This window comes from Mycobacterium sp. NGS56, assembly GCF_059812425.1.
Genome location: NZ_JCALCQ010000014.1, coordinates 102,282 through 128,104 on the forward strand (window position 1 = coordinate 102,282; position 25,823 = coordinate 128,104).

Below are 25,823 nucleotides of genomic sequence, written 5' to 3' on the forward strand. Positions count from 1 at the left end.
GGGCGAAGTTAGACTTTGCGGCCATGCGGAAGCTCACGGCCAAAGCCGCTACCCTGCTCGCGCTCGGTACCTGCACCGCCACCGTCGCCATGTCCACCGCCTGGGCCGACAACACGCAGCCGGTCGGCTCGATCCCCATTCCCGACGGCCCCGCGCAGACCTGGATCATCGCCGATCTCGACAGCGGTCAGGTGCTGGCCGGCCGGGACCAGAATGTGGCGCACCCGCCGGCGAGCACCATCAAGACGCTGTTGGCCCAGGTCGTCCTGGACTCGGTGAGCCTCGACTCGACCGTCGTCGCCGACGTCGCCGACACCCAGGTGGAGTGCAACTGCGTCGGCATCAAACCGGGCCGGACCTACACCGCACGCCAACTCCTCGATGGCCTGCTGCTGGTCTCGGGTAACGACGCCGCCAACACGTTGGCACACATGCTGGGCGGGCCGGAGGTCGCCGTCGCCAAGATGAACGCCAAGGCCGCCTCGCTGGGCGCCACCAACACCCACGCGGCGACGCCGTCCGGCCTGGACGGCCCCGGGGGCTCGGGCTCCTCGACGGCGCACGACCTGGCGGTCATCTTTCGCGCGGCGATGGCCAACCCGGTGTTCGCGCAGATCACCGCCGAGCCGTCGGCGATGTTCCCCGGCGACAACGGCGATCACCCGATCACCAACCAGGACGAACTACTGCAGCGTTATCCCGGCGCGATCGGTGGCAAGACCGGCTTCACCAACGCCGCCCGCAAGACCTTCGTCGGGGCCGCGGCGCGCGGTGGCCGCCGGCTGGTGATCGCCATGATGTACGGGCTGATCAAAGAGGGCGGACCGACGTACTGGGATCAGGCGGCGACATTGTTCGACTGGGGATTCGCGCAGAGCCCGCAGTCCAGCATCGGCTCGCTGTAGCTATTCGTCAGGAGTCCGCGTCCGGCAGCGCCGCGGTCAGCAGTGCCATCAGCACCGGAATCCGCTGCGCCGCGATCTCCGGCTGCGGCAAGACCCCCTCGATCACCGCGGCTCCGTCGAACACGTTGCGCATCAGCGCCACCAAAACCAGGAGGGTGTCCTCGGGGAAGGCCTCGACGCCGGGCAGCGCCCGCGCCACGTCGTCGATCTTCGCGGCGTATTGTCCCAGCTCGTGTTGCAAGGTGTCCCTGAGCTTTTCGTCGGTACGCGCGGCAATCGTCAACTCGTAGATCACAGTGTTGGTGGGGCCGCCGGTGATGTCTCGCAGGATCTCCAGCACCGCTTGCAGCGCCGGTCGGTCGGCCGGTATTTCGGCGACTCCCTTGGTGAACGACTCCAGCTGTCGTCGTAGCACCTCCGAGGCCGTCGCGGCCATGAAATCGCCCATGGTGTCGAAGTGCCGGAACAGCGCACCCACCGACATCCCGGCCCGTTTGGCAATCACCGCGGCCGACGCCCGGGCGTAGCCGACCTCGATGATGGTGGCGATGCACGCATCGATGAGCCGCCCGACGGTCTCCTCGCGGCGCTGCTGCTGGGTCCTGGCCATGTCAGGCGGTGACGCCCACCGCGCTGCGCTCCCGGCGGTCGTGCTCCCCCGCCCGCAGGTAACGGCCCGACCGCACGGATTGTCCGTAGCCGTCCCGAAATTCGCCTTTCGAGTGACTTCCGCCGAAGACGACCACGCCGCCGACACCGGTGGCGACTACTGCGTCGTCGTTGCGGTTGACCATGCGTCGCAGGCCACCGTAGAACGGCACGGCTTCCTCGTGGTAGGCATCGACGGCATCGTTGAGGCCGACGGGATCGATCACCACAAAGTCCGCACGATCGCCCTGCCGTAGCGTGCCGGCGTCGACGCCGAACCATTCCGCCAGTTCACCGGTGAGCCGATAGACCGCGTGCTCGATCGACATGAAGGGCGCGCCGGCCCGGTAGGCATCGCGGGCGCGCTTGAGCATACGCAATCCGAAGTTGTAGAAGGCCATGTTGCGCAGGTGCGCTCCGGCATCCGAAAAACCCATGTGCACGCTGCCTTCGTTGGCGAGCGCGTTCAGTAGCTTGGGCCGATGGTTGGCGACGACGGTCGTCCACCGGACGTTGCGTTCACCGTTTTCGACGAGCACGTCCAGGAATGCGTCGAGCGGGTGCAGCTTGCGCTCGTTGGCGATCGCGCCAAAGCTCTTCCCGATCAACGAGCGGTCCGGGCATTCGACGATGACCGCGTCGTGGAAGTCGCGGTGCCACAGCGACGGCCCGAGCTTGATGCGGTCGAACTCGCGCCGGAACTTGCGGCGGTATTCCTTGTTCGCCAGTAATGCGTTGCGCTCCAACTGGTCTCGCAAGTGCAGGGCGGCCGTTCCGGCGCCGAACTCCTCGAAGACCGGCAGGTCGATTCCATCGGAGTACAACTCGAATGGCACCGGCAGGTGCTGAAACCGCACGCTGGCGCCCAGTAGCTTGTTCAGCAGACGAGTCCCCGGGCCGAACACGTAAACCGACAGCGGCATCGACTTGGCGTCGGCGGATACCAGCATGCTCATCCGAACGCCCTTGCCCCAGTTGAGTAGCCGGCTGCTGGCCAGGAAGAAGAGCATTCCGGTCGACGGCCTTGCCACGTTGGGGGCGCTTTGCAGAATTCGGCCGCGCTTGCGCAGGACCTTGATCAGCTTGCGCCGCTCCCGCCACGTCGCGAAAGTGGACGGCAGGGCGCGGGAGCGGAACCGTTCGCCGTCTAGTTTGTCTATGGGGGCGTCCATTCCGGACATGCCGAGGACACCGGCGTCCAGGGCCTCGTCCAGCAGTTCGGCCATCTTCTCCAGCTCGGCCTCGGTGGGCCGCACCGCGGCGTCGGTGGCCCGATCAAGTCCCAGCACCGCGGTCCGCAGGTCCGAATGACCAAGCAGTGAACCGATATTGGGACCCAGCGGCAGGGCGTCGATCGCCTTGATGTACTCCGCGGCCGTCGACCACGTTCGGTTGGAATCCAGTGCGCCGAAGACGTATTCGTGCGGCACCGCCTCCACGCGGCTGAACAGGTCGGCGGCGTCTTGGGAATCAGCGTAGACCGTCGACAACGAGCAGTTGCCCAGCAGCACCGTGGTGACGCCGTGGCGCACCGACTCGCGTAGCCCGGGATCCAGCAGCACCTCGGCGTCGTAGTGGGTGTGTACGTCGAGGAAGCCGGGCACCACCCACTTGCCGGCCGCGTCGATCACCTCGGGGCACCCGGTCTCATCCAGCGACTGGGTGGACACGGTGGCCACGACGCCGTCGCGAATGCCGAGCGTGCGCGTCAGGGGCGGGCAGCCCGTCCCGTCGAACCACAATCCGTCGCGGATGATCACGTCGTAGGCCATGGTTTCCTCCATGTCGTTGATGGCGGAACGCTAACATAGATAGCAAGCACTCGCAATCTTTTTGGCGCGGAACGTTGAGAAATATTCGGCGTTGGTGGTTAGTGTGCGGCATTGCGCCGCGCCGCGGCCGCAATCGCGCTGACCTCGGCGCGGCGGGGCAGCACTGCGACGTCCCGCAAGTGCGCGGCTAGGCCGGTGACCGGAAGATGTTGCCGCGCAGCATGATCAGGTCGGGACTGTTCAATATGGCGGCGCCCGAACGCGGGTCGGTCGAGTAGCACAGCAAGTCCGCCGAGGCGCCGTGATCCAGCCCTGGCCGGCCGAGCCAGCGGCGCGCGTCCCAGCACGCCGCGCCCAGCGCTTCGGTCGGGCTCATCCCGATGCTCTTGAGCGCTTCGACCTCGTCGGCGATGCGCCCGGGCGCGACCATGGTGCCGGCATCGCTGCCGGCGTAGATCGGCACGCCCGCCTCGCGGGCCGCCGCGATCCGGGACAGCCCACGCGCATGCAGATCACGCATGTGCGCGGCATACGCGGGATACTTCGAGGCGGCGTCGGCGATCCCGGGAAAGTTCTCCACGATGTTGACCAGCGTCGGGACCAGGACGGTCCCATGCTCGACCATCAGCTCAATGGTGTCGTCGTCCACGCCGGTCCCGTGCTCGATGCAGTCGATGCCGGCGCTGATCAGCCCGGGCAACGCGTCCTCACTGAAGACGTGCGCGGTGACCCGGGCGCCGTGGACATGCGCGGTTTCGATCGCGGCCTTGAGCACGTCGTCGGACCACAGTGGGGCCAGATCGCCGACGCTGCGGTCGATCCAGTCGCCGACCAGCTTGATCCAGCCGTCGCCCCGCTTGGCCTCCTCGGCCACCGCCTGCGGCAGTTGCCATTCGTCTTCGAGCTCACGCGAGAAGCCCGCGGCATACCGCTTGGGTCTGGCCAGATGCTTTCCGGCCCGAATGATTCGGGGCAGATCGTCGCGGTCGTCGAGGCTGCGGGTGTCGGTCGGGGACCCGCAGTCCCGCAACAGCAGCGCGCCGACATCGCGTTCGATCTCGGCCTGGGCGATTGCGTCGTCCAGCGGGATCTCGCCGTGATCACCCAGGCCGACGTGGCAGTGGGCATCGACCAGCCCGGGCACGATCCAGCCGCCGTCGAAGACCGTCTCGGCGCCCGCGACGGGTTCGGCGCTGATGCGGCCGTCGACTATCCACAGTTCGATCTTGGTTTCGTCGGGCAGCCCCACGCCCCGCACGTGCATGCGCACCGGGCGGCTACCTGCTTCCGGCCCAATGGTGACGACCCGCTTCGCCCGGCTCCGCCGCGCTCGCGATCGCGCCCCAATGGTGACGACCCGCTTCGCCCGGCTCCGCCGCGCTCGCGATCGTCACGACTTGCCCGGGAACTTCAGCTTGGACAGATCGAAGTCGGCCAGCCCCGGCGGCAGCTCGTTGAGCCCTTCGGGCATCTGCGACAGGTCGGGGAACCCGACCGGCATGCCCGGCACCCCGGCTCCCAGGGGGTTGCGCGCCTTCGGCGGTGTCGGCCCGCGTCCGCCCTTCTTGCCCTTTTTGCCGGCCTTGCCCTTCGCCCCCTTGGACTTTCGCGTCGCGGACTTGCGACCGATGCCCGGGATGCCCATGCCACCGAGCATCGACGACATCATCTTGCGGGCCTCGAAGAAGCGGTCCACCAGCTGGTTGACCTCGGACACGGTGACGCCCGACCCGTTGGCGATGCGCAGCCGCCGCGACGCGTTGATGATCTTCGGATCGGCACGCTCTGCAGGCGTCATGCCGCGAATGATGGCCTGCAGGCGGTCGAGCTGGCGGTCGTCGACCTGGGCCAGCGCGTCCTTCATCTGCCCGGCGCCCGGCAACATGCCCAGCAGGTTGCCGATCGGGCCCATCTTGCGGATGGCCAGCATCTGTTCCAGGAAGTCCTCGAGCGTGAGCTCGCCGGTGCCGATCTTCACGGCGGCGGCCTCGGCCTGTTCGGCGTCGAAGACCTGTTCGGCCTGCTCGATTAGGCTCAGCACGTCGCCCATGCCCAGGATGCGGCTGGACATCCGGTCCGGGTGGAAGACGTCGAAGTCCTCCAGCTTCTCGCCGGTGGACGCGAAAAGGATTGGGACACCGGTCACCTCGCGGACCGAGAGCGCCGCGCCACCGCGGGCGTCACCGTCGAGCTTGGTCAGCACCGCCCCGGTGAAGCCGACGCCCTCGCGAAACGCCTCCGCGGTGGTGACGGCGTCCTGACCGATCATCGCGTCGAGCACGAACAGGACTTCGTCGGGATTTATCGCCTCGCGGATGGCCGCGGCCTGCGCCATCAACTCGTCGTCGATACCCAGCCGGCCCGCGGTGTCGACGATGACGACGTCGAAATGCTTGGCCTGCGCCTCGGCGAGGCCGGCCGCCGCGACGGCGACCGGGTCCCCGACGGAACCGGCATCCGGGCCGGAAGGGGGGGTGCCGGGATGCGGCGCGAAGACCGGTACCCCGGCGCGCTGCCCGACGACCTGCAGCTGGTTCACCGCGGCGGGGCGTTGCAGGTCGCAGGCCACCAGCAGCGGGGTGTGTCCCTGTCCGCGCAGCCAGGCGGCCAGCTTCCCGGCCAGCGACGTCTTACCGGAACCCTGCAGTCCGGCGAGCATCACCACGGTCGGCGGCGTCTTCGCGAACGCCAGCTGGCGGGTTTCGCCGCCCAGGATGCCGATCAGTTCCTCGTTGACGATCTTGACGACCTGTTGGGCCGGGTTGAGAGCGCTGGACACCTCGGCGCCCTTGGCGCGGTCCTTGATCCGGGTGACGAAAGCGCGCACCACCGGTAGCGACACGTCGGCTTCCAGCAGGGCCAACCGGATTTCGCGGGTGGTGGCCTCGATATCAGCGTCGGTCAAACGACCCTTGCCGCGTAGCCCTGCGAGGGCACCGGTCAAGCGGTCGGACAGCGATTCAAACACCCCGCCAGCCTAGTGGTGGGCTCAGGCTGCTCGCCCGGCGCAGGTTCGGCGACGCATAAATGACGCAGAAGACACGCCGGAGGACGTCCTCGTGGCTTATGTTTCGGCAAGTCGACGGCGGAAGGTCAGGCTCATGCTCGAGGTGATCGACAGGGGGTCGTGCACCGAAGCGCATCCGGTGCCTCTGCTCTTCGTGCACGGCGGCTGGCACGGCGCATGGTGCTGGGAACACTTTCTGGACTTCTTCGCCGATGCCGGCTACCGCGCGGTCGCGATGAGCCTGCGCGGACACGGCGCGAGCCCCACGTCCAAACCGCTGCCGAAGGTGTCCATCGCCGACTACATCGACGACGTCCGTTCCGTGGCGGACGACCTGGGCGGTGGGCCGGTGCTGATCGGCCATTCCCTGGGCGGTTTCGTGATCCAGCGCTACCTCGAGGATCGAAGCGCTCCGGCGGCGGTGCTGGTGGGCTCCGTGCCGCCGCAGGGCGTGCTCACCCTGGCGTTGCGGGTCTGGCGGCGGCGACCGTCGATGACGATGGAATCGTGGAGCGATCCCACGCTGCTGAAGTTTCTCGCCACCCCGGCGCTGGCCCGCGAGTACCTGTTCTGCGCCGACACTCCCGAGGCCGTCGTCGAATCCTGTCGGCAACGCGCCGGGGCCGAGAGCGTTCGCGCGGCCATGACCGACCCGATCGTCCGCCGCGTCAGAACCAAGCGGGTGACCACACCGATCTTGGTCCTGGGCGCCGAGTACGACGGCTTCGTCAGTGTCCGTGAGGTGTGCAACACCGCGCGCGCCTACCGCACCGAGCCGGAATTCTTCTCCATGGGCCACAACATGATGCTCGAACCGGGCTGGGCCGACGTTGCCGGGCGCATCCACGAATGGCTCCAGACCCGCGAAACGGTGAGCCCGAAACGATAGCCAGTCGAGTCGTTGGTGCGCCGAAAAGCGTTGGCGTGCTAGATTTCACAGCCGCGACTCAATCGAGTCAGCCGCGTCGACGAGCAACGAACGGGGGGCCTGTGTCGATGCCGCTCAGCGACATCCAGGCGCGGGCCGACAGCGATCCCAGCGACACCGGCGTGCTGCGCGGCTGGCAGCGCAGGGCGCTGGTGCGCTACCTCGCCGGTCAGCCGCGCGATTTCCTGGCGGTGGCCACGCCGGGCTCGGGGAAAACGACCTTCGCCTTGCGGGTGGCGGTCGAACTGCTGGGCCAACGGGCCGTCGAGCACGTCACCGTCGTCGTGCCCACCGAACACCTGAAGGTGCAGTGGGCGCAGGCCGCGCAGCGTTACGGCCTGGCCCTGGACCCGAGGTTCTCCAATGGCAACCCGCGGATCGCGCCGGAGTATCACGGGGTGATGGTCACCTACGCGCAGATCGCAGCGCACCCGACGTTGCACCGGGTGCGCACCGAGCAACGCAAAACGCTGGTCATCTTCGACGAGATACACCACGGCGGTGACGCCAAAACGTGGGGCGATGCCATCCGCGAAGCCTTCGCGGACGCCACCCGCCGACTCGCCCTGACGGGAACGCCCTTTCGTAGCGACGACAGCCCCATCCCGTTCGTGACCTACGAGGCCGGTCCCGACGGGATACGGCGTTCGCGAGCCGACCACACCTACGGCTACACCGACGCGCTCGCCGACGGCGTGGTCCGTCCCGTGGTGTTCCTCGCCTATTCCGGGGAGGCGCGGTGGCGCGACAGCGCCGGGGAGGAGCACTCGGCGCGCCTCGGCGAGCCGCTGTCGGCCGAGCAGACGGCGCGCGCGTGGCGCACGGCGCTGGATCCGGCCGGCGAATGGATGCCCGCGGTGATCAGGGCCGCGGATCTGCGGCTGCGCCAACTGCGCACGCACATACCCGATGCCGGCGCAATGATCATCGCTTCGGATCAGACGGCGGCGCGCGCCTATGCCGCCCTCCTGACGAAGCTGACCGGCGAGACGCCGACGCTGGTGCTCTCCGACGATCCCGGATCGTCGGCGCGGATCAGCGAATTCGCCGCGAGCACCAGCCGCTGGCTGGTCGCGGTGCGCATGGTCTCCGAAGGCGTCGACGTGCCGCGGCTGTCGGTCGGGATCTACGCCACCAGCGCCTCGACGCCGCTGTTCTTCGCGCAGGCCGTCGGCCGGTTCGTGCGGTCGCGTCGTCCGGGGGAAATCGCAAGCATCTTCGTGCCGTCGGTGCCCAACCTGCTGCAGCTGGCCAGTGAGCTGGAGGCCCAGCGCAACCACGTGCTCGGCGAGCCGCACCGCGTCTTAGAGGGTGACCCGCTCGAGAGCGATCCCGCCACCAAGGCGCAGGACGAGAAGAGCGACCTCGACAAGGGGTTCACCTCGTTGGGTGCCGACGCGGAACTCGATCAGCTCATCTTCGACGGATCATCGTTTGGCACCGCCGCTCCGGCCGGCAGCGACGAGGAAGCGGACTACCTCGAGATCCCGGGGCTGCTCGATGCCGATCAGATGCGCACCCTGCTGCACCAGCGCCAGGACGAACAGCTGCAGAAGCGGGCCCAGTTGCAAAAGGCAGGCGGCTTGTTGTCGGGCGTCGGCACACCTCCGGCGACCGTGCAGGGCCAGCTCCGGGAGTTGCGCCGCGAGCTGAACACCCTCGTCTCGATCGCCCATCACCGCACCGGAAAGCCGCACGGCTGGATCCACAGCGAACTGCGCCGCCGCTGCGGCGGCCCCCCGATCGCCGCGGCGAGCCGCGAGCAGCTGCGCGCGCGCATCGACGCCGTGCGCCGGCTCAATGCCGAGCATTCTTGAGCCAGCGCGGCGCGCCGGGTCGGCGCGCTGAGCCCTAGTCGCCGACCGGTTCCTCGAGCACCTCGACCGCCGGCCCGCCCAACACGGCCAGCAGGCTCTGCTCGACCCCGTCGCGCGCCCGGTGCCCGGCGTCGGCGTCGGCCGGCACCGTCACACAGAAGACATCCGCCGCCGTCGACCCGAAGGTGTTGACCTTCGCCCAGACGATGTCGGTGCCCGCGCGCTCCAGCGCGCGGGTCAGCAGCGCGAGCAGCCCCAGGCGGTCCGTGGCGCGGACTTCGACGATCAACTGGTCGGGTGAGGCCGAGTCGACCCACAGGATGCGCGGCGGTGCGCTCGACCGCGTGACGGGCACCCCGACCTGTACCTCGCCGGCGCGGCTGGTTGGGACGCTGACGGCGTCGCCGTCGCGCTTCTCCAAGGTGCCCAGCACGTCGACGTCGCCGGCGAGCGCGCCGTTGAACTGCTGGCGCAGCAGGCCGGCCTCCGGCGGTGAACCGAATAACGGCGACACCACGAACTCGACGATCGCGAATCCCTCGTGAGTGCTGGCCGAGGCCGAATGGATGCGCAGCGAGTTCAGCGCCAGCACCGCGGCGGCTTTGGACACCAGCCCCCGCTGATCCGGTGCGGCCATCACCACATCCACGCGTTCGCCACCGCCGGGCTTGATGTCCACATGCACGCCGCGATCGGTGGCGAGCGAGAGATATTGCGGCGCAGCGGGTTCGGCCTCGGGCAGGGGCTCGCCGGCCATCACCAGCCGGCATCTGCGGACCAGGTCGTCGATCAACGACGCCTTCCACTCGCTCCACACTCCGGGGCCGGTGGCCTTCGAGTCCGCCTCGGTCAGCGCGTGCAGGACTTCCAGCAGTAGCGCGTCCCCGCTCAGCGATTTCACCACGCGCTCAATGGTATTGGGATCGTTGAGGTCGCTGCGGGTGGCCACCATCGGCAACAGCAGATGGTGGCGGACCAGTTGGGCGAGCAACTCGGCCTCGGCCGGCGGCATGCCCAGCCTCGGCCCGATCTCGAGCGCCAGGCCCGCACCGAGCACGCTGTGGTCGACGCCGCGGCCTTTGCCGATGTCGTGCAGCAGAGCGCCGAGCGCGAGCAGGTCGGGCCGCGCCACCCGGGTGGACAGCGGCGCGGCGTTGACGGTCGTCTCGATCACGTGGCGGTCCACCGTCCATTTGTGCGCGACGTCGCGGGGCGGCAGGTCGCGGATGGCGTCCCATTCGGGTAGCAGTCGGCCCCACAGCCCGGTGCGGTCGAGCGCCTCGATCGTCGCCACTGTCGTCGGCCCAGCGGACAGCACAACGAGCAAGTCGTCCAACGACTCTCGCGGCCACGGCACCGGCATCTCCGGCGCGCTGGCAGCCAGCCGGCTCAGCGTGGCGGCGCCGATCGGCAACCCCGTATCGGCCGACGCGGCGGCCACCCGCAACACCAAGCCGACGTCGGTATCAGGGCGTGCGTCGCGAGCGAGCACGATCTCTCCGGCATATTCGACGACACCCTCGTCCAGCGGGCGGCGCTTGGGCCGCCGCACCAGGGCCGTCACCCCGCGCCGCGGCAGCGCGTTCTCGGCGGTCCGAATGCCGGTCTCGGCATGGTAGGCGATGGTGCGCCCGGCACCGGAAAGCTTGCGCGCCAAGTCAAATCGATCTCCGATGTGCAGGGCGGCACTGATCTCGTCGGCGTATTGAGCCTGCAGCTGATCGCGTCCGCGTCCCGACACACGGTGCAGCTCGGTGCGCACGTCGAGCAGCGTCAGGTGAGCATCGTCGAGGGAACCCCCGGGTGACTCGGGACGGGCCATGCCGTGGCGGTCGATCAGCTGGGCCACGCCCAGCGCGTCTAGCAGTTGCACATCGCGAAGTCCGCCGCGACCCGACTTCAAATCCGGCTCCGCCCGCTGCGCGATGCGGCCACAACGTTCCCAGCGGGCCTGCGTAATTTCGACGAGCTCGTTCATCCGGGAGCGGATTGCGCTGCGCCACTGCTGTCGTGCGCCGGCGATCAATTCGTCGGACAGTCGCGCATCGCCGGCGATATGGCGGGCGTCGAGCATGCCCAGCGCCGCGATCATGTCGGCATTGGCCACACCGAGGGCTCCGGAGACGGTCCGCACGCTGTGGTCGAGCCGAACGTTGGCGTCCCACAGCGGATACCACAACTTGTCGGCCACTTCGCCGATCACGTCGTCAGACTTGTTGTCGTGCAACAGCATCAGATCGAGATCGGAATACGGCAACAGCTCGTGTCGGCCCAATCCGCCGATCCCGACGACCGCAAAACCACCGTCGTCGGCGATCCCGATCTCGGCCGCCTTGGCCATCAACCATGATTCGTGCAGATCCAGCCAGGCGTGCCGAAGTTCGGCGGCGTGCAGCTTGCTGCCCTCAGACAGCAGTTGGCGCCGCGAGGCAGCCAGATCGACTGCCCCGCAGGCGCTTTCTGCCCCCGCTAGATGCCCGGACGAGTCGGGGTCGTTCGGGGTCATCCCCTCCCGGCCCGCCCGGGTCGAATCAGCAATTGACAGCGGATGTCATAGCGCATCAGTTCCGCGCTCACCGGTGCGCACCCGCACAATGGTTTCCACGGGGCTCACCCACACCTTGCCGTCACCGATCTTGCCGGTGCGCGCCGCCCGGACGATGCTGTCCACGACCTTGTCGACGATGGAGTCGTCGACCACGACTTCGATGCGCACCTTGGGCACGAAGTCGACCGAGTATTCGGCGCCTCGGTAGACCTCGGTGTGACCCTTCTGCCGTCCGTAGCCCTGGATTTCGCTGACCGTCATCCCCAGGACACCCGCGTCCTCCAGACTGGTCTTCACGTCATCGAGCGTGAACGGCTTTACGATCGCGGTGATCAGCTTCATGACTGCTCTGCCTCCACTTTGTCGCCCACTCGCTCCTCCTCCAGACCGTTGCGGGTATCCGCCACAGCGACCCGGGGCGGCAGAACCGAACCGGTCGCCACGGCGAAATCGTAACCACTCTCGGCATGCTCGGCCTCGTCGATACCCGAGGCTTCCGCCTCTGGGTTGAGACGAAGCCCGATGGTGTACTTCAGGATCAGCGCCAGGATCAGCGTAACCACCCCAGAGTAGATCAGGACACTGAACGCGCCGACTGCCTGCCGCTCGAGCTGTGCCCAGCCGCCGCCGTAGAACAATCCCTTGGACACCCCCGCTACGCCGTTGATGGCCGGGGTCTCCGGTGCGGCGAGCAGCCCCACCAGCAGGGTGCCGGCCAAGCCGCCGACCAGGTGCACCCCGACCACGTCGAGCGAGTCGTCGAAGCCCAGCTTGAATTTCAGGCCGACCGCCAGCGCGCACACCACGCCGGCCACCAGGCCCACCACCAACGCGCCAAGCACGTTGACCGACGAGCAGGACGGCGTGATGGCGACCAGGCCCGCGACGATGCCGGACGCCGCGCCCAGCGTGGTCGCCTTGCCGTCGCGGATGCGCTCGGTGAGCATCCAGCCCAGCATCGCGGTGGCCGTCGCGACAGTGGTGGTCATGAATGTCGACCCGGCGACACCGTTGGAGGTGGTGGCCGATCCCGCGTTGAACCCGTACCAACCGAACCACAGCAACCCGGCGCCGAGCATTACGAACGGCAGGTTGTGCGGCCGGAACAACGTGGTAGGCCAACCGCGCCGCTTACCCAGCACGATCGCCAACATCAGGCCCGCCACACCGGAATTGATGTGGACCGCGGTCCCCCCGGCGAAGTCGATCGCGTGCAGCTTGTTTGCGATCCAGCCGCCCTTCTCGGAAGCGAAGCCGTCGAACGCGAAAACCCAGTGGGCGACCGGGAAATAGACGAACGTCGCCCACAGGCCGGCGAACACCAGCCAGGCGCCGAACTTCAGCCGGTCGGACACCGCGCCCGAGATCAGGGCGACGGTGATGATCGCAAACATCAGCTGGAACGCCACGAACACCGTGGCCGGCAGGGTGCCCGCCAACGGGATATCGGTTGCCGCAACGCCTTTGCTCGGATCAGCGGCTACCGCGTTGACGCCGATGAGGCCCTTCAGGCCCCAGAACGAGGTCGGCTTTCCCACGACGCCGTTGCCAGCGTCGTCGCCGAAGGCCAGCGAATAGCCGTAGAGCACCCACAACACGGTGACCACGCCCATAGCGCTGATGCTCATCATGAGCATGTTCAGCACGCTTCGGGCGCGCACCATACCTCCGTAGAAAAACGCCAGACCCGGCGTCATCAACAGCACCAGCGCGGAACTGGCCAACATCCAGGCGGTATCGCCGGTATTGGGCTGGCCCAGTATTGGGTATGTCACTCGCAATCTCCTCCGGTCGGCCCACAATTGGCCGTCAGACGCGCATCTGATGACCTGTTCCAGAACATTGCGAGATGGTTGTTTCGGCGATGGGGCCGCCATGTTTCAGCGGGATTAACGTCCCGCTCACCGTGTAAGAGGTTTCAGCCGAGCAGTGCGTCGACGAAAGCGGCCGGTTCGAACGGCGCGAGGTCGTCGGGTCCTTCCCCGAGCCCGACCAGTTTGACCGGCACGCCGAGTTCCTGCTGGACCCGAAAAACGATGCCGCCCTTGGCCGTTCCGTCCAGCTTGGTCAGCACCGCACCCGTGATCTCGACCACCTCGGCGAACACCCGGGCCTGGGCCAGCCCGTTCTGTCCGATGGTGGCGTCGAGCACCAGCAAGACCTCGTCGACCGCCGCGCGCCGTGTTACAACACGCTTTACTTTGTCGAGCTCGTCCATCAGCCCGACCTTGGTGTGCAGCCGCCCGGCGGTGTCGATGAGCACGACGTCGGCGCCCGCGGCGATGCCTTTGTCGACGGAGTCGAACGCCACCGACGCCGGGTCGGCCCCTTCGGCTCCGCGCACCACCTCCGCGCCCACCCGCGACGCCCACGTCTGCAGCTGATCGGCCGCCGCGGCACGAAACGTGTCGGCGGCGCCCAGGACGACGCGGCGCCCGTCGGCGACCAGGACCCGGGCCAGTTTGCCGACGGTGGTGGTTTTTCCGGTGCCGTTCACGCCAACGATCAGCAGCACCGAGGGGTGGTCGTCATGCGGCAGGGCCCGGATCGACCGGTCCATGTCGGGCTGCAACTCCTTGATCAGCACGTCGCGCAGCACGGCCTTGGCGTCGGCCTCGGTGCGCACATCGCTGCTGGCCAGCCGGCTGCGCAACTGGGAGATCACCGATTCGGCGACCACCGGGCCCAGGTCGGCGACCAGCAGTGTGTCCTCGACATTCTGCCAAGCGTCCTCGTCCAGGTCGCCGCCGCCGATCAGGCCCAGCACGCTGCGCCCGAGCGCGTTCTGCGACCTGGCCAGCCTGCCGCGCAGCCGCTCCAGTCGGCCCTCGGTCGGCGCGATCTCCTCGAGCTCGGGTGCGATCGTTTCGGCAGCGGCCGGGGCCTCCGGCGCCGGGGTTTCGGGCGGGGGGCCCGGGGGCGCCGGGGCTGAGGTTGCCGGCGCCGCGACTGGGGCCTCCGGCGCCGGTGCCTCGGGCACCGGTTCGGGAAGCTCGACCTCGGAAATGGTGCGCCGCGGCGCGTCGCGGGGAATGGCCGCGTCGTCACCTACTGCGGGCAGCCCGGTGGTGTCGAGCCGGTCGGCCGTCTGGGTCTGGCTGAAAGTGATGCCCGAGGACGCGGTGTAGCCACCGGAACGGTCTATCGCCCCGGGTTCGGGCCGGGTTGAGAAGCTGATGCGGCGCCGCCGATACCGCAGCAGGCCCAGGACCAGCGCGGTGATGACGACCAGGGCAGCGATGACCGCGATCGCGATCCAAAGACCTTGGGACACGCTGACATTGTTTCAAGCTCTACGGTGCCGGGTGGTCACCGGGCCTCGGTCGATGGCGCCGACCCGCTTCACCCGGCACCGCCGCGCTCGCGATCGCCGCGGGCCAATGGCGCCGACCCGCTTCACCCGGCACCGCCGCGCTCGCGATCGCCGCGGGTCGATGGCGCCGACCCGCTTCACCCGGCACCGCCGCGCTCGCGATCGCCTCGGTCGATGGCGCCGACCCGCTTCACCCGGCACCGCCGCGCTCGCGATCGCCGCGGGTCAATGGCGCCGACCCGCTGATCAAGTGGTGACCAGCTGCTCCACCTGCTGGCCACGCATCCGCTGGGAGATAACGGCGGTGATGCCGTCGCCCTGCATGGTGACGCCGTACAAAGCGTCCGCGACCTCCATCGTCGGCTTCTGGTGCGTGATGATGATGAGCTGAGAGCGCGCACGCAGCAGCTCGAACAGCGAGATCAGCCGCCGCAGGTTGGTGTCGTCGAGGGCGGCCTCCACCTCGTCCATGATGTAGAACGGCGACGGGCGAGCCCGGAAGATCGCCACCAGCATCGCGACCGCCGTCAGCGCCTTCTCGCCACCGGACAGCAGCGAGAGGCGGGTGATCTTCTTGCCCGGCGGGCGGGCCTCGACCTCGATGCCGGTGGTGAGCATGTCGTCGGGATTGGTCAGCCGCAGCCGGCCCTCACCGCCGGGGAACAGCACGGTGAAGACGTCGGAGAACTCGCGTTCGACGTCGGTGTAGGCCTCGCTGAACACCTGCAGGATGCGGGCGTCGACTTCGTCGACCACACCGAGCAGGTCCTTGCGGGCGGCCTTGACGTCCTCGAGTTGGGTGGACAGGAAGTTGTAGCGCTCTTCGAGCGCGGCGAACTCCTCCAGCGCCAGCGGGTTGACCCTGCCCAGTTCGGCCAGCTCACGCTCGGCCCGCTTGGCCCGGCGCTCCTGGGTGGGCCGGTCGTAGGGAATCGGGGCGGGCGCGAAAACCTGTTCGCCGCGCTCCTTGGCCTGCTCGTATTCGGCCATCTCCAGCTCGGAGGGCGGCAGTTGGTTCTCCGGGCCATACTCGGCGATCAGGTCGGCGGGCGCCATGCCGAACTGCTCGAGCACCATCTGCTCGAGCTGCTCGATTCGCATCGCCGCCTGGGCGTTGGCCACTTCGTCGCGATGCAGCGAGTCGGTCAGGGCGGCCACCCGGGCGCTCAACGCGTTAACCTCGTCGCGCACGGCTGCCATCGCGGTCGCACGCTGCTGGCGTTCGGCGGCCAGGGCGTCGCGGATCTTCGAGGCGGCGTTGACGACTTCGTTCAGCCGCTGCGCCAAATGCCGGCCTGAGTCGGCTACCGCCGCCGCCACCGCGGCGGCGCGCAGTCGTGCCTCCCGCGCCTGCTGCGCCCGCAGCCGGGCTTCGCGTTCGGCCGCGGCCGCTCGGCGCAACGAATCCGCCCGCCCGCGGACCGCATTCGCACGCTCTTCGGCGGTCCGCACGGCCAGCCGCGCCTCGATTTCGACGCTGCGAGCGGCCTCGGTGGCCGCGGCGATCTGCTGACGGTCCACGGGTTCTTCCGCCGGTGCGTGCTGGGTCTCCCGCGCGTTGCGCAGCCGGGTCTCCAGCTCGGTGACTTCGGCGACGGTCTGGGTCCGGCCCGCTTCGAGCTCCTCGCGTTGCCGCAGCAGCCTGCTCCACTCGTCTTCGGACGTCCTGGCGTCCTGACCGAGCCGGCCCAGCTGCTCGTACATCCCCGAGATCTCGCTGTCGGACTCGTTCAGCGCGGCCAGTGCCTGCTCGGCCGAGTCCTGACGCGCCATCTGCTCGGTCAGCGCGCCGGACAGCGCCGCGCTCAGCTCGGCCACCCGGGCCTCCGCGGCGGTGAGCTGGGCACCGGCCTTGTCGATTTCCGAGGTCACCTCGAGCGTGGACGGCTTGCGGTCCGACCCGCCGCTCACCCAGCCGGCGCCCACCAGGTCACCATCGAGCGTCACCGCGCGCAGGTGCGAGTGCGCCGCCACCAGGGCCAGGGCCTGGTCCAGGCCGTCGACGACCGCGACGCCGGAGAGCATGGCGGTGATCGCGCCGCGCAGCCGGGCGGGCGCCTCGATCAGGTCGAGTGCCCACAGTGCGGCTGCCGGGGCGGCCTGCGGCGCCGGCGGTTCGGCGGGCCAGTCCCCGAGCACCAGCGCAGCCCGACCGCCATCCGCCTCCTTGAGCGCGGCGACGGCCGAACGCGCCGCGCCGAGGCTCTCGGCAGCCAATGCGTCGGCCGCCGATCCCAGCACCGCAGCCAACGCCGCCTCGTAGCCGGGCCGAACCTTGACCAATTTGGCAATGGGCCCTAAAAGCCCTGTGTCGCCGTGGTTTTCGCTGAGCCACGCCGCGCCGTCCTTACGCTCGAGCCCGATCGCGAGGGCGTCGATGCGGGCTCGCAACGAGGCCACCTGGCGTTCGGCGTCTCGCTCGGCCGACTGCAGCTCGGCCACCCGTTCGTCGGCGAGCCGCAACGCGGCGACGGTGCGCTCGTGGTGTTCGTCGAGGCCCACCTCGCCCTGGTCGAGTTCACCGACGCGGCCCTGGACGGTCTCGAATTCCACCTTGGCCTGCTGCGCGCGGGCGGCGGCCTGTTCAATGCGTTCGGACAGGCGCGCCACGCTGTCATCGATCGATTCCACCCGCGCGCGCATCGTCTCCACCTGACCTGCCAAGCGCGCCAAACCTTCTCGACGATCCGCCTCCGCGCGCACCGCCGCCATGTGCGCCCGATCGGCGTCGGCGGCCTCACGCTCCCGCTCGGCCAGTTCGGCGCGCGCAGCGTCGAGGCGGGTGCGCGCGCCGGCCAGTTCGGCGAGCAGCTGCCGCTCGGCGACCTCGACCTGTTCGGCCTCGGCTTCCAGCGCGTCGGGGTCGGTGTCGCTGGTGGCAACCGGCTCCAGATCGAGATGCTGGGCCCGCTCGCTGGCGATCCGCACGGTCGCGGCGACCCGTTCGGCCAACGCGGACAGCGCGAACCAGGTGTGCTGAACCGAGTCGGCCCGGCCGGAGAGTTCGCTAACCGCCGTTTCATGCGTGGTCAGCTCCGCGGACGCCTCGGCCAGCCGCGAGGAGGCCTGGTCGTGGTCCCGGCGTATGGCTGCCTCGGCCTCGAAGATGGCCTCGCGCTCGCCCTGGCGGTTGACCAGGTCGTCGGCGGCCAGCCGCAGCCGGGCGTCGCGCAGGTCGGCCTGGATCGTCTGGGCGCGACGGGCCACCTCGGCCTGGCGGCCGAGCGGTTTGAGCTGGCGGCGCAACTCGGTGGTCAGGTCGGTGAGCCGGGCCAGGTTCGCCGACATCGCGTCAAGTTTGCGGAGGGCTTTTTCCTTGCGCTTGCGGTGCTTGAGCACCCCGGCGGCTTCTTCGATGAACGCGCGACGGTCCTCGGGTCGCGATTGCAGGATCTCGTCGAGCTTGCCCTGCCCGACGATGACGTGCATTTCCCGGCCGATCCCGGAGTCGCTCAGTAGTTCTTGAACATCCATCAAACGGCAACTGGTGCCGTTGATTTCGTATTCACTGGCGCCGTCGCGGAACATCCGCCGTGTGATGGACACCTCGGAGTATTCGATGGGCAGCGCGTTGTCGGAGTTGTCGATGGTGACGGTGACCTCGGCGCGGCCCAGCGGAGCCCGCGACGAGGTCCCGGCGAAGATGACGTCTTCCATCTTCCCGCCGCGCAGCGTCTTTGCCCCCTGCTCCCCCATGACCCAGGCCAGCGCGTCGACGACGTTGGATTTGCCGGACCCGTTGGGCCCGACGACGGCGGTGATGCCCGGTTCGAAACGCAGAGTCGTCGGCGAGGCGAAGGACTTGAAGCCCTTCAGCGTCAGACTCTTGAGGTACACGGCGAGCCAGACTACCGCTCAAACCGCCGAGGACAGCTGCACCGAGGGGTGTCGGCTCGCCCGAAACAATAGCGGTGCTTTGCGTGGTCGGCGCACTGGTCACATGGGTCACACCAGCCACGGAAACCTGGCAATCAAGGCATTTCGAGACCCGCTAGCGCGTTCCGAAAACGACCATCAAAGCCTGAGCCGGAACTTGACTGCTGTGCCCCGCAGCCCGCGACGTGCCTCAGCGCTCTTCGAAACCCTCGAACCGCTCCTGCGGCGGCGACCAATCGGCCACGACCTTGTCGACATGCCCGGGTCGCGACGGCCACGCCGTGCCACCTTCGAGCTGGTGTAGCAGCTTTTCGGCGGCCGGCCGCGCCCCTTGGGCGACCACCAGGACGCGGCCGTCGGCCTGATTGGCCGCATAACCGGTAAGGCCCAGCTCCAGTGCCCGGCAGCGCGTCCACCAACGGAAACCGACGCCCTGAACCTGACCGTGTACCCAGGCGGTCAGACGGGTGTCAGGCTCCGACATCGTTAACCTCGAAGTCGACGGCGGTACCCGACTTGAGCGTGCGCCCGACGGTGCAGACCTGGTCGATGGCCCGATTGACCACCACCAGCAGGCGCTCCTTCTCGTCGTCGGCCAGTCCCGACAGGTCCAGGTCCAGGGTCTCTTCCAGCAGCGGATAGCGTTCCTGCTCGCGGTCGGCAGCTCCGGAGACCTTGATGACCGCCTTGTAGTCGTCGCCCAGCCGGCGGGCCAGCGGTAGGTCGCTGGACATCCCGCTGCAAGCCGCGAGCGCGATCTTGAGCAGCTCGCCGGGCGTGAACACCCCGTCGACGTCCTCGGAACCGATCAGCACCTGCGCTCCGCGTGAGCTGTACCCCGCGTAGCGGCGAGTTCCGGTGCGTTCCACCCATAGTTCGACCATGGCTTATTTCTACCGGGCGCCCGGACATTGACGCACGGGCATACTGCTTTACATGGCAACCGTGGTCGCATTCCACGCCCATCCCGACGACGAGGTCCTGCTCACCGGCGGCACCCTGGCACGGGCAGCCGCGGCCGGGCACCGGGTGGTCGTGGTCACGGCAACAGACGGGCGCGTCCACAATGAAGACGGAAACCACCGAATCGATGAATTGCACACGAGCGCAGGGATTCTCGGTGTACACCGCGTGGAGTGCCTCGGGTATGCCGACAGTGGCTACGGTCCGCTGTTCTACCCGGATCCCGCAGGGCGCATCCGATTCGGGCGTGCGGATTCCGACGAGGCGGCTACGCGGCTGGCGAGCATCCTGCGCGACGAACACGCCGACCTGCTGCTCAACTACCAACCGAACGGTGGCTACGGCCATCGTGACCACGTCCAGGTACACCACGTCGGCAAGCGTGCCGCCGAACTCGCCGCCACCCCGCGGGTGCTCGAGGTGACCATACCGCGCGAAATGCTGTGCCGCGTCAGCGATATCGCGCACCTACTGCGGCTTCCCGGCCCATACGAGCGCGACGTCGTCCGGGACGCATACGCTCCGCGCGCGACAATCACCCATCGGGTCAACGTCTTTCGCTTTGCGCGCCAGAAGCGAGATGCTCTGGCCGCGCACCGCTCTCAGATCGGCGCGTCCGGTCTGGGCGCGCGGCTGTTCGGGCTACTACTCCGGTTGCCGCCGCAGGTGTTCGGTGTGCTTTTTCGCCACGAATGGTTCGTGGACCCGGCGTTGCCCACCGGGACGCTGCGCCGCGACATCTTCGATTGAGCCAGCCGCACTCGAAAAGCTCAAGCCCGTGGCCGCGGTTGACATTTCGGGCAGTAGAACGAGGAGCGGTTCATGAACTTCTCCCGGCGCATCACCGCTCCACAGCGGTGGCAGGCTTCACCTTCACGCCCGTACGCGTCGAGCGACCGGTCGAAGTAACCCGATTCGCCGTTCACGTTGACGTAGAGCGAATCGAACGAGGTCCCGCCTTTGGCCAACGCATCGCGCATCACCTCGGCGGCCGCGTCCAGCACGGCGGTCAACTGCTTGCGGCTCAGCGTGTCGGCGATCCGCGCCCCGTTCACCTTGGCCCGCCACAGCGCCTCGTCGGCGTAGATGTTGCCGATGCCGGACACAACCTGCTGATCCAGAAGCTGCCGCTTGATTTCGGAATGCTTGCGCTGCAACACTTTTACCACCGCCCCGGCATCGAATCGGGGGTCCAGCGGGTCACGCGCCAGATGCGCGACCGGCTCCGGTACCACGCTGCCGTCCACCTTCACCAGGTCGGCGAGCATCCACCCGCCGAAGGTGCGCTGGTCGGCGAAACTCAGCACGGTGCCGTCGTCGAGCAGCGCGGAGATCCGGACGTGGTCCGCGCGCGGCACCTCACCCAGCAGCATCTGCCCGCTCATGCCGAGATGGATTACCAACGCCGTATCCGATTCCTGCCCAGGGGGTTCCGTGTCGAGCAGCAGCCACAGGTACTTGCCGCGCCGATCGGTGCCGGTGATCCGCGCATTCAGCAACCGGGCGGTGAGGTCCGCGGGCCCGGCTTCGTGCCGACGCACCGCGCGCGGGTGATGCACCCGGGCGGCGGTGATCGTCTTGCCGACGACATGGGCGTGCAAGCCGCGGCGCACCACCTCGACTTCGGGCAGTTCGGGCATCTAGACGGACGTTTTTCCCGCGGGGTCCAGCACGTCGAGCGTCTTCCAGGTGGCCGCAGCGGCCTTCTGCTCGGCTTCCTTCTTGGAGCGGCCGACACCCGTGCCGTATTCGGTTTCCGCCACTACGACCACCGCGGTGAATTCCTTATCGTGATCCGGCCCGGTCGAGGTGACGACGTAGGACGGCGCGCCCATGCCGCGGGCCGCGGTCAGTTCCTGCAGGCTGGTCTTCCAGTCCAGCCCGGCCCCCAGCGTCGGCGCGGCATCCAGTAGCGGGCCGAACAACCGCAGGATCACCTCGCGCGCAACGTCAATCCCGTGATGGAGGTAGATCGCGCCCAACAGCGACTCCATGCCGTCGGCAAGGATGCTCGATTTGTCGGCACCGCCGGTGTTGGCTTCGCCGCGCCCCAGCAGCAGATGGACGCCGAGGCCGCCCTCGCACAGCTTGCGCGCGACGTCGGCCAGCGCCTGGGTGTTGACCACGCTGGCGCGCAGTTTGGCCAGGTCACCCTCGGTGCGGTCGGGATGACGGTGATACAACTCATCGGTGATGGAGAGGCCCAACACGGCGTCGCCCAGGAATTCCAGCCGTTCGTTGGTCGGCAGGCCCCCGTGTTCGTAGGCATAGCTGCGATGCGTCAACGCCAGGGATAGCAGTTCGTCGGACAGCTCAACCCCGAGGGCATCGAGCAGCTGTTGCCGTGAACTCACCGTTTACCCCGCGACTCGTCCGACTCCGCGCTGAACATGCCGGCCAGCTTGGCCCACCGTGGATCGATGCGATCGTGCTGATGGCCCGGCTCGGCGGCCAGCGAAACACCGCACTCAGGACACAGGCCCGGGCAGTCCGGGGTGCATACGGGGGAGAACGGGAGTTCCAGCCCCACGGCGTCGACGATCGACTGCTGAAGGTCGATGGTGTTGTCGAGGATGTGACCCACCTCGTCTTCCTCGGTGGTGGCCTCGGTGGTGCTGTCGGGGTAGGCGAACAGCTCGGTGAGCCGCACTTGGACCCGTCCGTCGAGCTTGGTCAGACAACGGGAGCATTCGCCGACCGTGGGCGCGGTGACCGTCCCGGTCACCAGCACGCCCTCGGACACCGATTGAATCTGTAAGTCCAGCTCGAGCGGGGCTTCCGCCTCTATGGCGATCATGTCCAGTCCGATGCGCGACGGACTGGGCACGGTTTTCTGCCACGTCACCATCGCCCCGGGGCGACGCCCGAGCCGCGTGATGTCGAACGCCATCGGCGCGGCCAGCCGTGACCCCGCGCCGCGGCCCGATCCTGTGCTGTGCTGCCGCGCCATATCGGAAATCCTACGGCGCTGACCGCATAATTCCAGGGCGCGCGTGCCCGGCAAACGGCCCGCGCAGCGACTACCGCACGGCGTAGTCGTGGGTTCCGGCCGCCGTCCGCAGTTGGTGACGACCGCGCCCCACCGACCGCAGGGTGCCGTTGAGGAATTCCTCGAACTCGGCAAGCTTGTTGTCGACGTAGATGTCGCACTCGCCGCGCAGCCGGTCGGCCTCGGCGTGCGCCGAGTCGATGAGCCGGGTGGCCTCGGCGTTAGCCGCCTCCACCACGCTGTTCTGCGAGACCAGTCGCTGCTGCTCCTTGATGCCCTCTTGCACGGCCTTCTCGTAGGAGATGTTGCCGTTTTCCAGCAACCGGTCGGCTTCGGCCTGCGCGCGGCCGACGCTGGCCTCGTACTCGCGCTTGGCCGCCGTGGCGATGCGCATCGCTTCTTCGCGGGCCTCGCCGACCATCCGCTCGCTGTGCTGGCGCGCTTCGCTCACCATGCGGTCGGCTTGCGCCTTGGCGTCGGACAGCAGCCGGTCGGCCTCTGAGCGGGCGTGGTTGAGCATCGACTCCGACTCGGTGGTCGCCGAGGACACCATGGACTCGGAGTGCGCCTTGGCGTCCTGCAGCATGGAGTCGCGCGCGTCGAGGACATCCTGGGCGTCGTCCAGTTCGCCCGGGATTGCGTCCTTGATGTCGTCGATCAGCTCCAGCACGTCGCCGCGGGGCACCACGCAGCCGGCCGTCATCGGAACGCCACGGGCTTCTTCCACAATGGCGCTGAGTTCGTCCAGCGCCTCAAAGACTCGATACACGGCCACACCCTCCTGGCGTCTGCAAAGCTCTTGTTGTTACCAGTGTGCCTGGTGTTGTCTCTGTGACAGCGGTGGCGACACCGGTGTGTCGGGTATTTGCCCGTTCGGGCCCCCTCAAACGCGCCGGTGAGGCGTTTTGAGCTGGGCGGTTGACAGTCAGTGTCATCAGGAAGCGCCCGTTCACGCAGTTCCGCGGCCGCCACGGCCGCGCGAGGTGGTTCATCCATATTCGTTGCCGGATCCCCGTCGATGCAGGAAGGGCGCAGGCCCGGCGTTTGCGTCGACGCGCCGGGGACCGGCTATTTGCCAGCGATTCTAGGTCGCGGGCGGCCGAACGCACCATCGGACCGTCAGTCGGACGCCGGCCGGGTCGGCACAGTCCCTTCGGTGCGCGCTGCATTCGCGGTGGTTTATACCCCCGTGGGGTATGCTTGCCAATTAACACGCACCCGCTTCGAGCGAGTGGGTTACCGCAGGAGGACACAAGTGACGGTGCTATCAGCGGTCGGGCATGCTTTGACGGTCGCGGGGTCGATGACGTGGGAAATCCTGTGGGCGCTGATCTTGGGCTTCGCCCTCTCGGCGGTGGTGCAGGCCGTCGTGCGGCGCTCGACGATCGTGGCGCTCATGGGTGACGATAGGCCGCGCACCCTCGCGGTCGCCGCCGGGCTGGGCGCGGCATCGTCTTCCTGCTCGTATGCCGCGGTGGCGCTGGCGCGGTCGCTGTTTCGCAAGGGCGCCAACTTCACCGCGGCGATGACGTTTGAAATCGGCTCCACCAACCTGGTGGTGGAGCTGGGCATCCTCCTGGCGCTGCTGATGGGCTGGCAATTCACCGCCGCCGAATTCGTCGGCGGCCCCATGATGATCATGGTGCTGGCCGTTTTGTTCCGGCTGTTCGTGCGATCGCGACTCATCGACGCCGCCCGTGAGCAGGCCGAGCGGGGAATCGCCGGCTCGATGGAAGGCCATGCCGCCATGGACATGTCCGTCCAAGGGGACGGCTCGTTTTGGCGACGGCTGTTCTCCCCGGCCGGCCTCACCTCGGTTTCGCACGTGTTCGTCATGGAGTGGCTCGCGATCTTGCGCGACCTCGTCCTGGGCCTGCTGATCGCGGGTGCCGTCGCGGCCTGGGTTCCCGAAAGACTCTGGCAGAACTTCTTTTTGGTCGATCACCCGGGCCTCTCGCCGATATGGGGACCGATCGTGGGGCCCATCGTGGCGATCGTGTCCTTCGTGTGCTCGATCGGCAACGTCCCGCTGGCGGCGGTGTTGTGGAACGGGGGCATCAGCTTTGGCGGCGTAATCGCGTTCATCTATGCCGACCTGTTGATCCTTCCGATCCTGAATATCTACCGCAAGTACTACGGCACCCGGATGATGCTGACGTTGTTGGGCACCTTCTATGTCGCGATGGTCGCCGCCGGGTATTTGGTCGAATTCATCTTCGGCACAACTCATCTCATTCCGACACAGCGCAACGCGATGGTGCTCGAAGCGTCGATCTCATGGAACTACACGACCTGGCTCAACATCGCGTTCCTGGTGCTCGCGGTCATCCTGGTCGTCCGGTTCATCGCCTCCGATGGTCTGCCCATGGTGCGCATGATGGGCGGTTCCCCCGAGGCCGGCCAGTCCGGGCATCGGCACTGACCGGCCGCGGGGTTGCGGTAACTGCACGTCGAGCACCGCGCGGCGCCCTCGGTCGCCCCCGGCGCATCAGGACTGGTCCGAAAGCCTCACCCGCAAGCGACGATTGACCGCTTCGGGCAGCAGTTCCGACACGTCACCGCCGAGCATCGCCACCTCTTTGGCCAGCGATGACGACACGAACGAATAGCGCGGGGCGGTCGCGACGAAGAAGGTGTCCACGCCTGCGACGTGTTTGTTCATCTGCGCCATCTGCAGCTCGTATTCGAAGTCGGTGCCGGTGCGCAGCCCCTTCACGATGGCCGTCATGCCGCGCGACCGGACGAAGTCGACGACTAGACCTTGGCCGGCTTCCGCCCGCAGGTTGGGCAGGTGCGTCGTCGATTCGTTGATCATTGCGATCCGCTCGTCGAGGTCGAACATGCCCTTCTTGGCGGGGTTGGTCAGGATCGCCACCACCACCTCGTCGAACTGAGCCGACGCGCGCTCGAAGACGTCGATGTGGCCCAACGTCACCGGGTCGAACGATCCCGGGCACACTGCGCCGCTCATGCGGGCGCCCCAGCGCAACGGGGTGGTCTACGCACACCGGGCGCCATGACGCGCGCCGCGACGATGCAGAGCGAAGCGATGCTGAG

The 25,823-nt window shown here is 68.1% G+C and carries 20 protein-coding genes and 2 pseudogenes; 5 read left to right on the forward strand and 17 right to left on the reverse strand.

All coding sequences use genetic code 11. The features are described from left to right. The first annotated feature begins 23 nt into the window (after window positions 1-23). On the forward strand, window positions 24-905 hold the full coding sequence (locus AC5Y4F_RS23810) for a D-alanyl-D-alanine carboxypeptidase family protein (protein ID WP_067937355.1): 882 nt from the start codon (window positions 24-26) through the stop codon (window positions 903-905). 7 nt (window positions 906-912) lie between these two features. Here the strand turns inward: AC5Y4F_RS23810 and AC5Y4F_RS23815 are convergent, their stop codons facing one another. The 5 genes and pseudogenes from AC5Y4F_RS23815 to ffh all read right to left on the reverse strand — a co-directional run bounded on the left by AC5Y4F_RS23815 (window position 913) and on the right by ffh (window position 6,293). Next, a complete protein-coding gene (locus tag AC5Y4F_RS23815) occupies window positions 913-1,515 on the reverse strand; it encodes a TetR/AcrR family transcriptional regulator (RefSeq protein ID WP_067937353.1) in 603 nt (200 codons plus the stop codon). 1 nt (window position 1,516) lies between these two features. Beyond that, window positions 1,517-3,362, reverse strand: a pseudogene (locus AC5Y4F_RS23820) (N-acyl-D-amino-acid deacylase family protein). A gap of 150 nt (window positions 3,363-3,512) precedes the next feature. Further along, window positions 3,513-4,589: a metal-dependent hydrolase family protein gene (locus tag AC5Y4F_RS23825; protein WP_156749955.1), complete on the reverse strand. Its 1,077-nt coding sequence runs from the start codon at window positions 4,587-4,589 to the stop codon at window positions 3,513-3,515. A gap of 34 nt (window positions 4,590-4,623) precedes the next feature. Continuing rightward, window positions 4,624-4,719 (reverse strand): annotated as a pseudogene (locus AC5Y4F_RS23830) (2-isopropylmalate synthase); the annotation flags it as partial. Beyond that, a complete protein-coding gene (gene ffh / locus AC5Y4F_RS23835; protein WP_067931945.1) occupies window positions 4,716-6,293 on the reverse strand; it encodes a signal recognition particle protein in 1,578 nt (525 codons plus the stop codon). The gene ffh and the pseudogene AC5Y4F_RS23830, both read right to left, overlap by 4 nt. A 133-nt stretch (window positions 6,294-6,426) precedes the next feature. Between ffh and AC5Y4F_RS23840 the strand changes: the two genes are divergently transcribed. Together AC5Y4F_RS23840 and AC5Y4F_RS23845 are read left to right on the forward strand one after the other, a co-directional pair. Next, window positions 6,427-7,221, forward strand: coding sequence for an alpha/beta hydrolase (locus tag AC5Y4F_RS23840; protein ID WP_067931947.1), 795 nt, complete (start codon window positions 6,427-6,429; stop codon window positions 7,219-7,221). Window positions 7,222-7,328: 107 nt separating this feature from the next. After that, entirely contained in the window at window positions 7,329-9,077 is a 1,749-nt protein-coding gene (locus AC5Y4F_RS23845; protein ID WP_231986297.1) for a DEAD/DEAH box helicase, read from the forward strand. 34 nt (window positions 9,078-9,111) lie between these two features. Here AC5Y4F_RS23845 and AC5Y4F_RS23850 read toward each other — a convergent pair whose 3' ends face one another. The 7 genes from AC5Y4F_RS23850 to AC5Y4F_RS23880 form a co-directional block, all read right to left on the reverse strand. Then, complete coding sequence (locus AC5Y4F_RS23850; protein ID WP_082947499.1) at window positions 9,112-11,583, reverse strand: [protein-PII] uridylyltransferase; 2,472 nt, start codon at window positions 11,581-11,583, stop codon at window positions 9,112-9,114. 45 nt (window positions 11,584-11,628) lie between these two features. Then, window positions 11,629-11,967, reverse strand: coding sequence for a nitrogen regulatory protein P-II (gene glnB / locus AC5Y4F_RS23855; RefSeq protein ID WP_003878721.1), 339 nt, complete (start codon window positions 11,965-11,967; stop codon window positions 11,629-11,631). Continuing rightward, a complete protein-coding gene (locus AC5Y4F_RS23860) occupies window positions 11,964-13,352 on the reverse strand; it encodes an ammonium transporter (RefSeq protein WP_067931951.1) in 1,389 nt (462 codons plus the stop codon). Before AC5Y4F_RS23860 ends, glnB begins: the two co-directional genes overlap by 4 nt. A 191-nt stretch (window positions 13,353-13,543) precedes the next feature. Beyond that, a complete protein-coding gene (gene ftsY, locus AC5Y4F_RS23865; protein ID WP_499999038.1) occupies window positions 13,544-14,899 on the reverse strand; it encodes a signal recognition particle-docking protein FtsY in 1,356 nt (451 codons plus the stop codon). A gap of 285 nt (window positions 14,900-15,184) precedes the next feature. Further along, entirely contained in the window at window positions 15,185-18,775 is a 3,591-nt protein-coding gene (gene smc, locus AC5Y4F_RS23870) for a chromosome segregation protein SMC (protein ID WP_499999040.1), read from the reverse strand. Window positions 18,776-19,004: 229 nt separating this feature from the next. Then, on the reverse strand, window positions 19,005-19,298 hold the full coding sequence (locus tag AC5Y4F_RS23875) for an acylphosphatase (RefSeq protein ID WP_067931957.1): 294 nt from the start codon (window positions 19,296-19,298) through the stop codon (window positions 19,005-19,007). After that, window positions 19,285-19,698 (reverse strand): OsmC family protein, encoded by a 414-nt coding sequence (locus AC5Y4F_RS23880; RefSeq protein WP_067931958.1) that lies wholly within the window; start codon window positions 19,696-19,698, stop codon window positions 19,285-19,287. The genes AC5Y4F_RS23875 and AC5Y4F_RS23880 overlap by 14 nt, the downstream gene beginning before the upstream one ends. Before the next feature lie 52 nt (window positions 19,699-19,750). Here AC5Y4F_RS23880 and AC5Y4F_RS23885 point away from each other — a divergent pair, with 52 nt between their 5' ends. Next, entirely contained in the window at window positions 19,751-20,527 is a 777-nt protein-coding gene (locus AC5Y4F_RS23885; RefSeq protein WP_067931959.1) for a PIG-L deacetylase family protein, read from the forward strand. A 20-nt stretch (window positions 20,528-20,547) separates the two neighbouring features. On the opposite strand, the gene mutM is transcribed toward AC5Y4F_RS23885, so the two are convergent. From mutM to sepIVA, 4 genes are all read right to left on the reverse strand, one after another. Then, a complete protein-coding gene (gene mutM, locus AC5Y4F_RS23890) occupies window positions 20,548-21,417 on the reverse strand; it encodes a DNA-formamidopyrimidine glycosylase (RefSeq protein WP_067931960.1) in 870 nt (289 codons plus the stop codon). Then, window positions 21,418-22,131 carry a ribonuclease III gene (gene rnc / locus AC5Y4F_RS23895; RefSeq protein ID WP_067931961.1) on the reverse strand — a complete coding sequence of 238 codons (714 nt, stop codon included), beginning with the start codon at window positions 22,129-22,131 and terminating at the stop codon, window positions 21,418-21,420. Beyond that, window positions 22,128-22,727 carry a YceD family protein gene (locus AC5Y4F_RS23900; RefSeq protein WP_197520484.1) on the reverse strand — a complete coding sequence of 200 codons (600 nt, stop codon included), beginning with the start codon at window positions 22,725-22,727 and terminating at the stop codon, window positions 22,128-22,130. The genes rnc and AC5Y4F_RS23900 overlap by 4 nt, the downstream gene beginning before the upstream one ends. A 70-nt stretch (window positions 22,728-22,797) precedes the next feature. After that, window positions 22,798-23,535: a cell division protein SepIVA gene (gene sepIVA, locus AC5Y4F_RS23905; protein WP_067932020.1), complete on the reverse strand. Its 738-nt coding sequence runs from the start codon at window positions 23,533-23,535 to the stop codon at window positions 22,798-22,800. 462 nt (window positions 23,536-23,997) lie between these two features. On the opposite strand from sepIVA, the gene AC5Y4F_RS23910 reads away from it, so the two are divergent. Then, on the forward strand, window positions 23,998-25,188 hold the full coding sequence (locus tag AC5Y4F_RS23910) for a permease (RefSeq protein WP_499999053.1): 1,191 nt from the start codon (window positions 23,998-24,000) through the stop codon (window positions 25,186-25,188). Between the two features lie 66 nt (window positions 25,189-25,254). Here the strand turns inward: AC5Y4F_RS23910 and coaD are convergent, their stop codons facing one another. After that, window positions 25,255-25,737 carry a pantetheine-phosphate adenylyltransferase gene (coaD, locus tag AC5Y4F_RS23915; protein ID WP_499999047.1) on the reverse strand — a complete coding sequence of 161 codons (483 nt, stop codon included), beginning with the start codon at window positions 25,735-25,737 and terminating at the stop codon, window positions 25,255-25,257. Window positions 25,738-25,823: the final 86 nt, after the last annotated feature.

Bases quoted from the DNA above. Each gene is read 5' to 3' on its own strand.
- AC5Y4F_RS23885 (WP_067931959.1), top strand. From the start codon at position 19,751: ATGGCAACCGTGGTCGCATTCCACGCCCATCCCGACGACGAGGTCCTG.
- AC5Y4F_RS23880 (WP_067931958.1), bottom strand. From the start codon at position 19,698: ATGGTCGAACTATGGGTGGAACGCACCGGAACTCGCCGCTACGCGGGG.
- AC5Y4F_RS23860 (WP_067931951.1), bottom strand. From the start codon at position 13,352: ATGTTGGCCAGTTCCGCGCTGGTGCTGTTGATGACGCCGGGTCTGGCG.
- AC5Y4F_RS23840 (WP_067931947.1), top strand. From the start codon at position 6,427: ATGCTCGAGGTGATCGACAGGGGGTCGTGCACCGAAGCGCATCCGGTG.
- mutM (WP_067931960.1), bottom strand. From the start codon at position 21,417: ATGCCCGAACTGCCCGAAGTCGAGGTGGTGCGCCGCGGCTTGCACGCC.
- AC5Y4F_RS23825 (WP_156749955.1), bottom strand. From the start codon at position 4,589: ATGCACGTGCGGGGCGTGGGGCTGCCCGACGAAACCAAGATCGAACTG.
- AC5Y4F_RS23810 (WP_067937355.1), top strand. From the start codon at position 24: ATGCGGAAGCTCACGGCCAAAGCCGCTACCCTGCTCGCGCTCGGTACC.
- AC5Y4F_RS23875 (WP_067931957.1), bottom strand. From the start codon at position 19,298: ATGTCGGAGCCTGACACCCGTCTGACCGCCTGGGTACACGGTCAGGTT.
- AC5Y4F_RS23850 (WP_082947499.1), bottom strand. From the start codon at position 11,583: ATGACCCCGAACGACCCCGACTCGTCCGGGCATCTAGCGGGGGCAGAA.
- coaD (WP_499999047.1), bottom strand. From the start codon at position 25,737: ATGAGCGGCGCAGTGTGCCCGGGATCGTTCGACCCGGTGACGTTGGGC.
- glnB (WP_003878721.1), bottom strand. From the start codon at position 11,967: ATGAAGCTGATCACCGCGATCGTAAAGCCGTTCACGCTCGATGACGTG.
- AC5Y4F_RS23815 (WP_067937353.1), bottom strand. From the start codon at position 1,515: ATGGCCAGGACCCAGCAGCAGCGCCGCGAGGAGACCGTCGGGCGGCTC.
- AC5Y4F_RS23845 (WP_231986297.1), top strand. From the start codon at position 7,329: ATGCCGCTCAGCGACATCCAGGCGCGGGCCGACAGCGATCCCAGCGAC.
- AC5Y4F_RS23900 (WP_197520484.1), bottom strand. From the start codon at position 22,727: ATGGCGCGGCAGCACAGCACAGGATCGGGCCGCGGCGCGGGGTCACGG.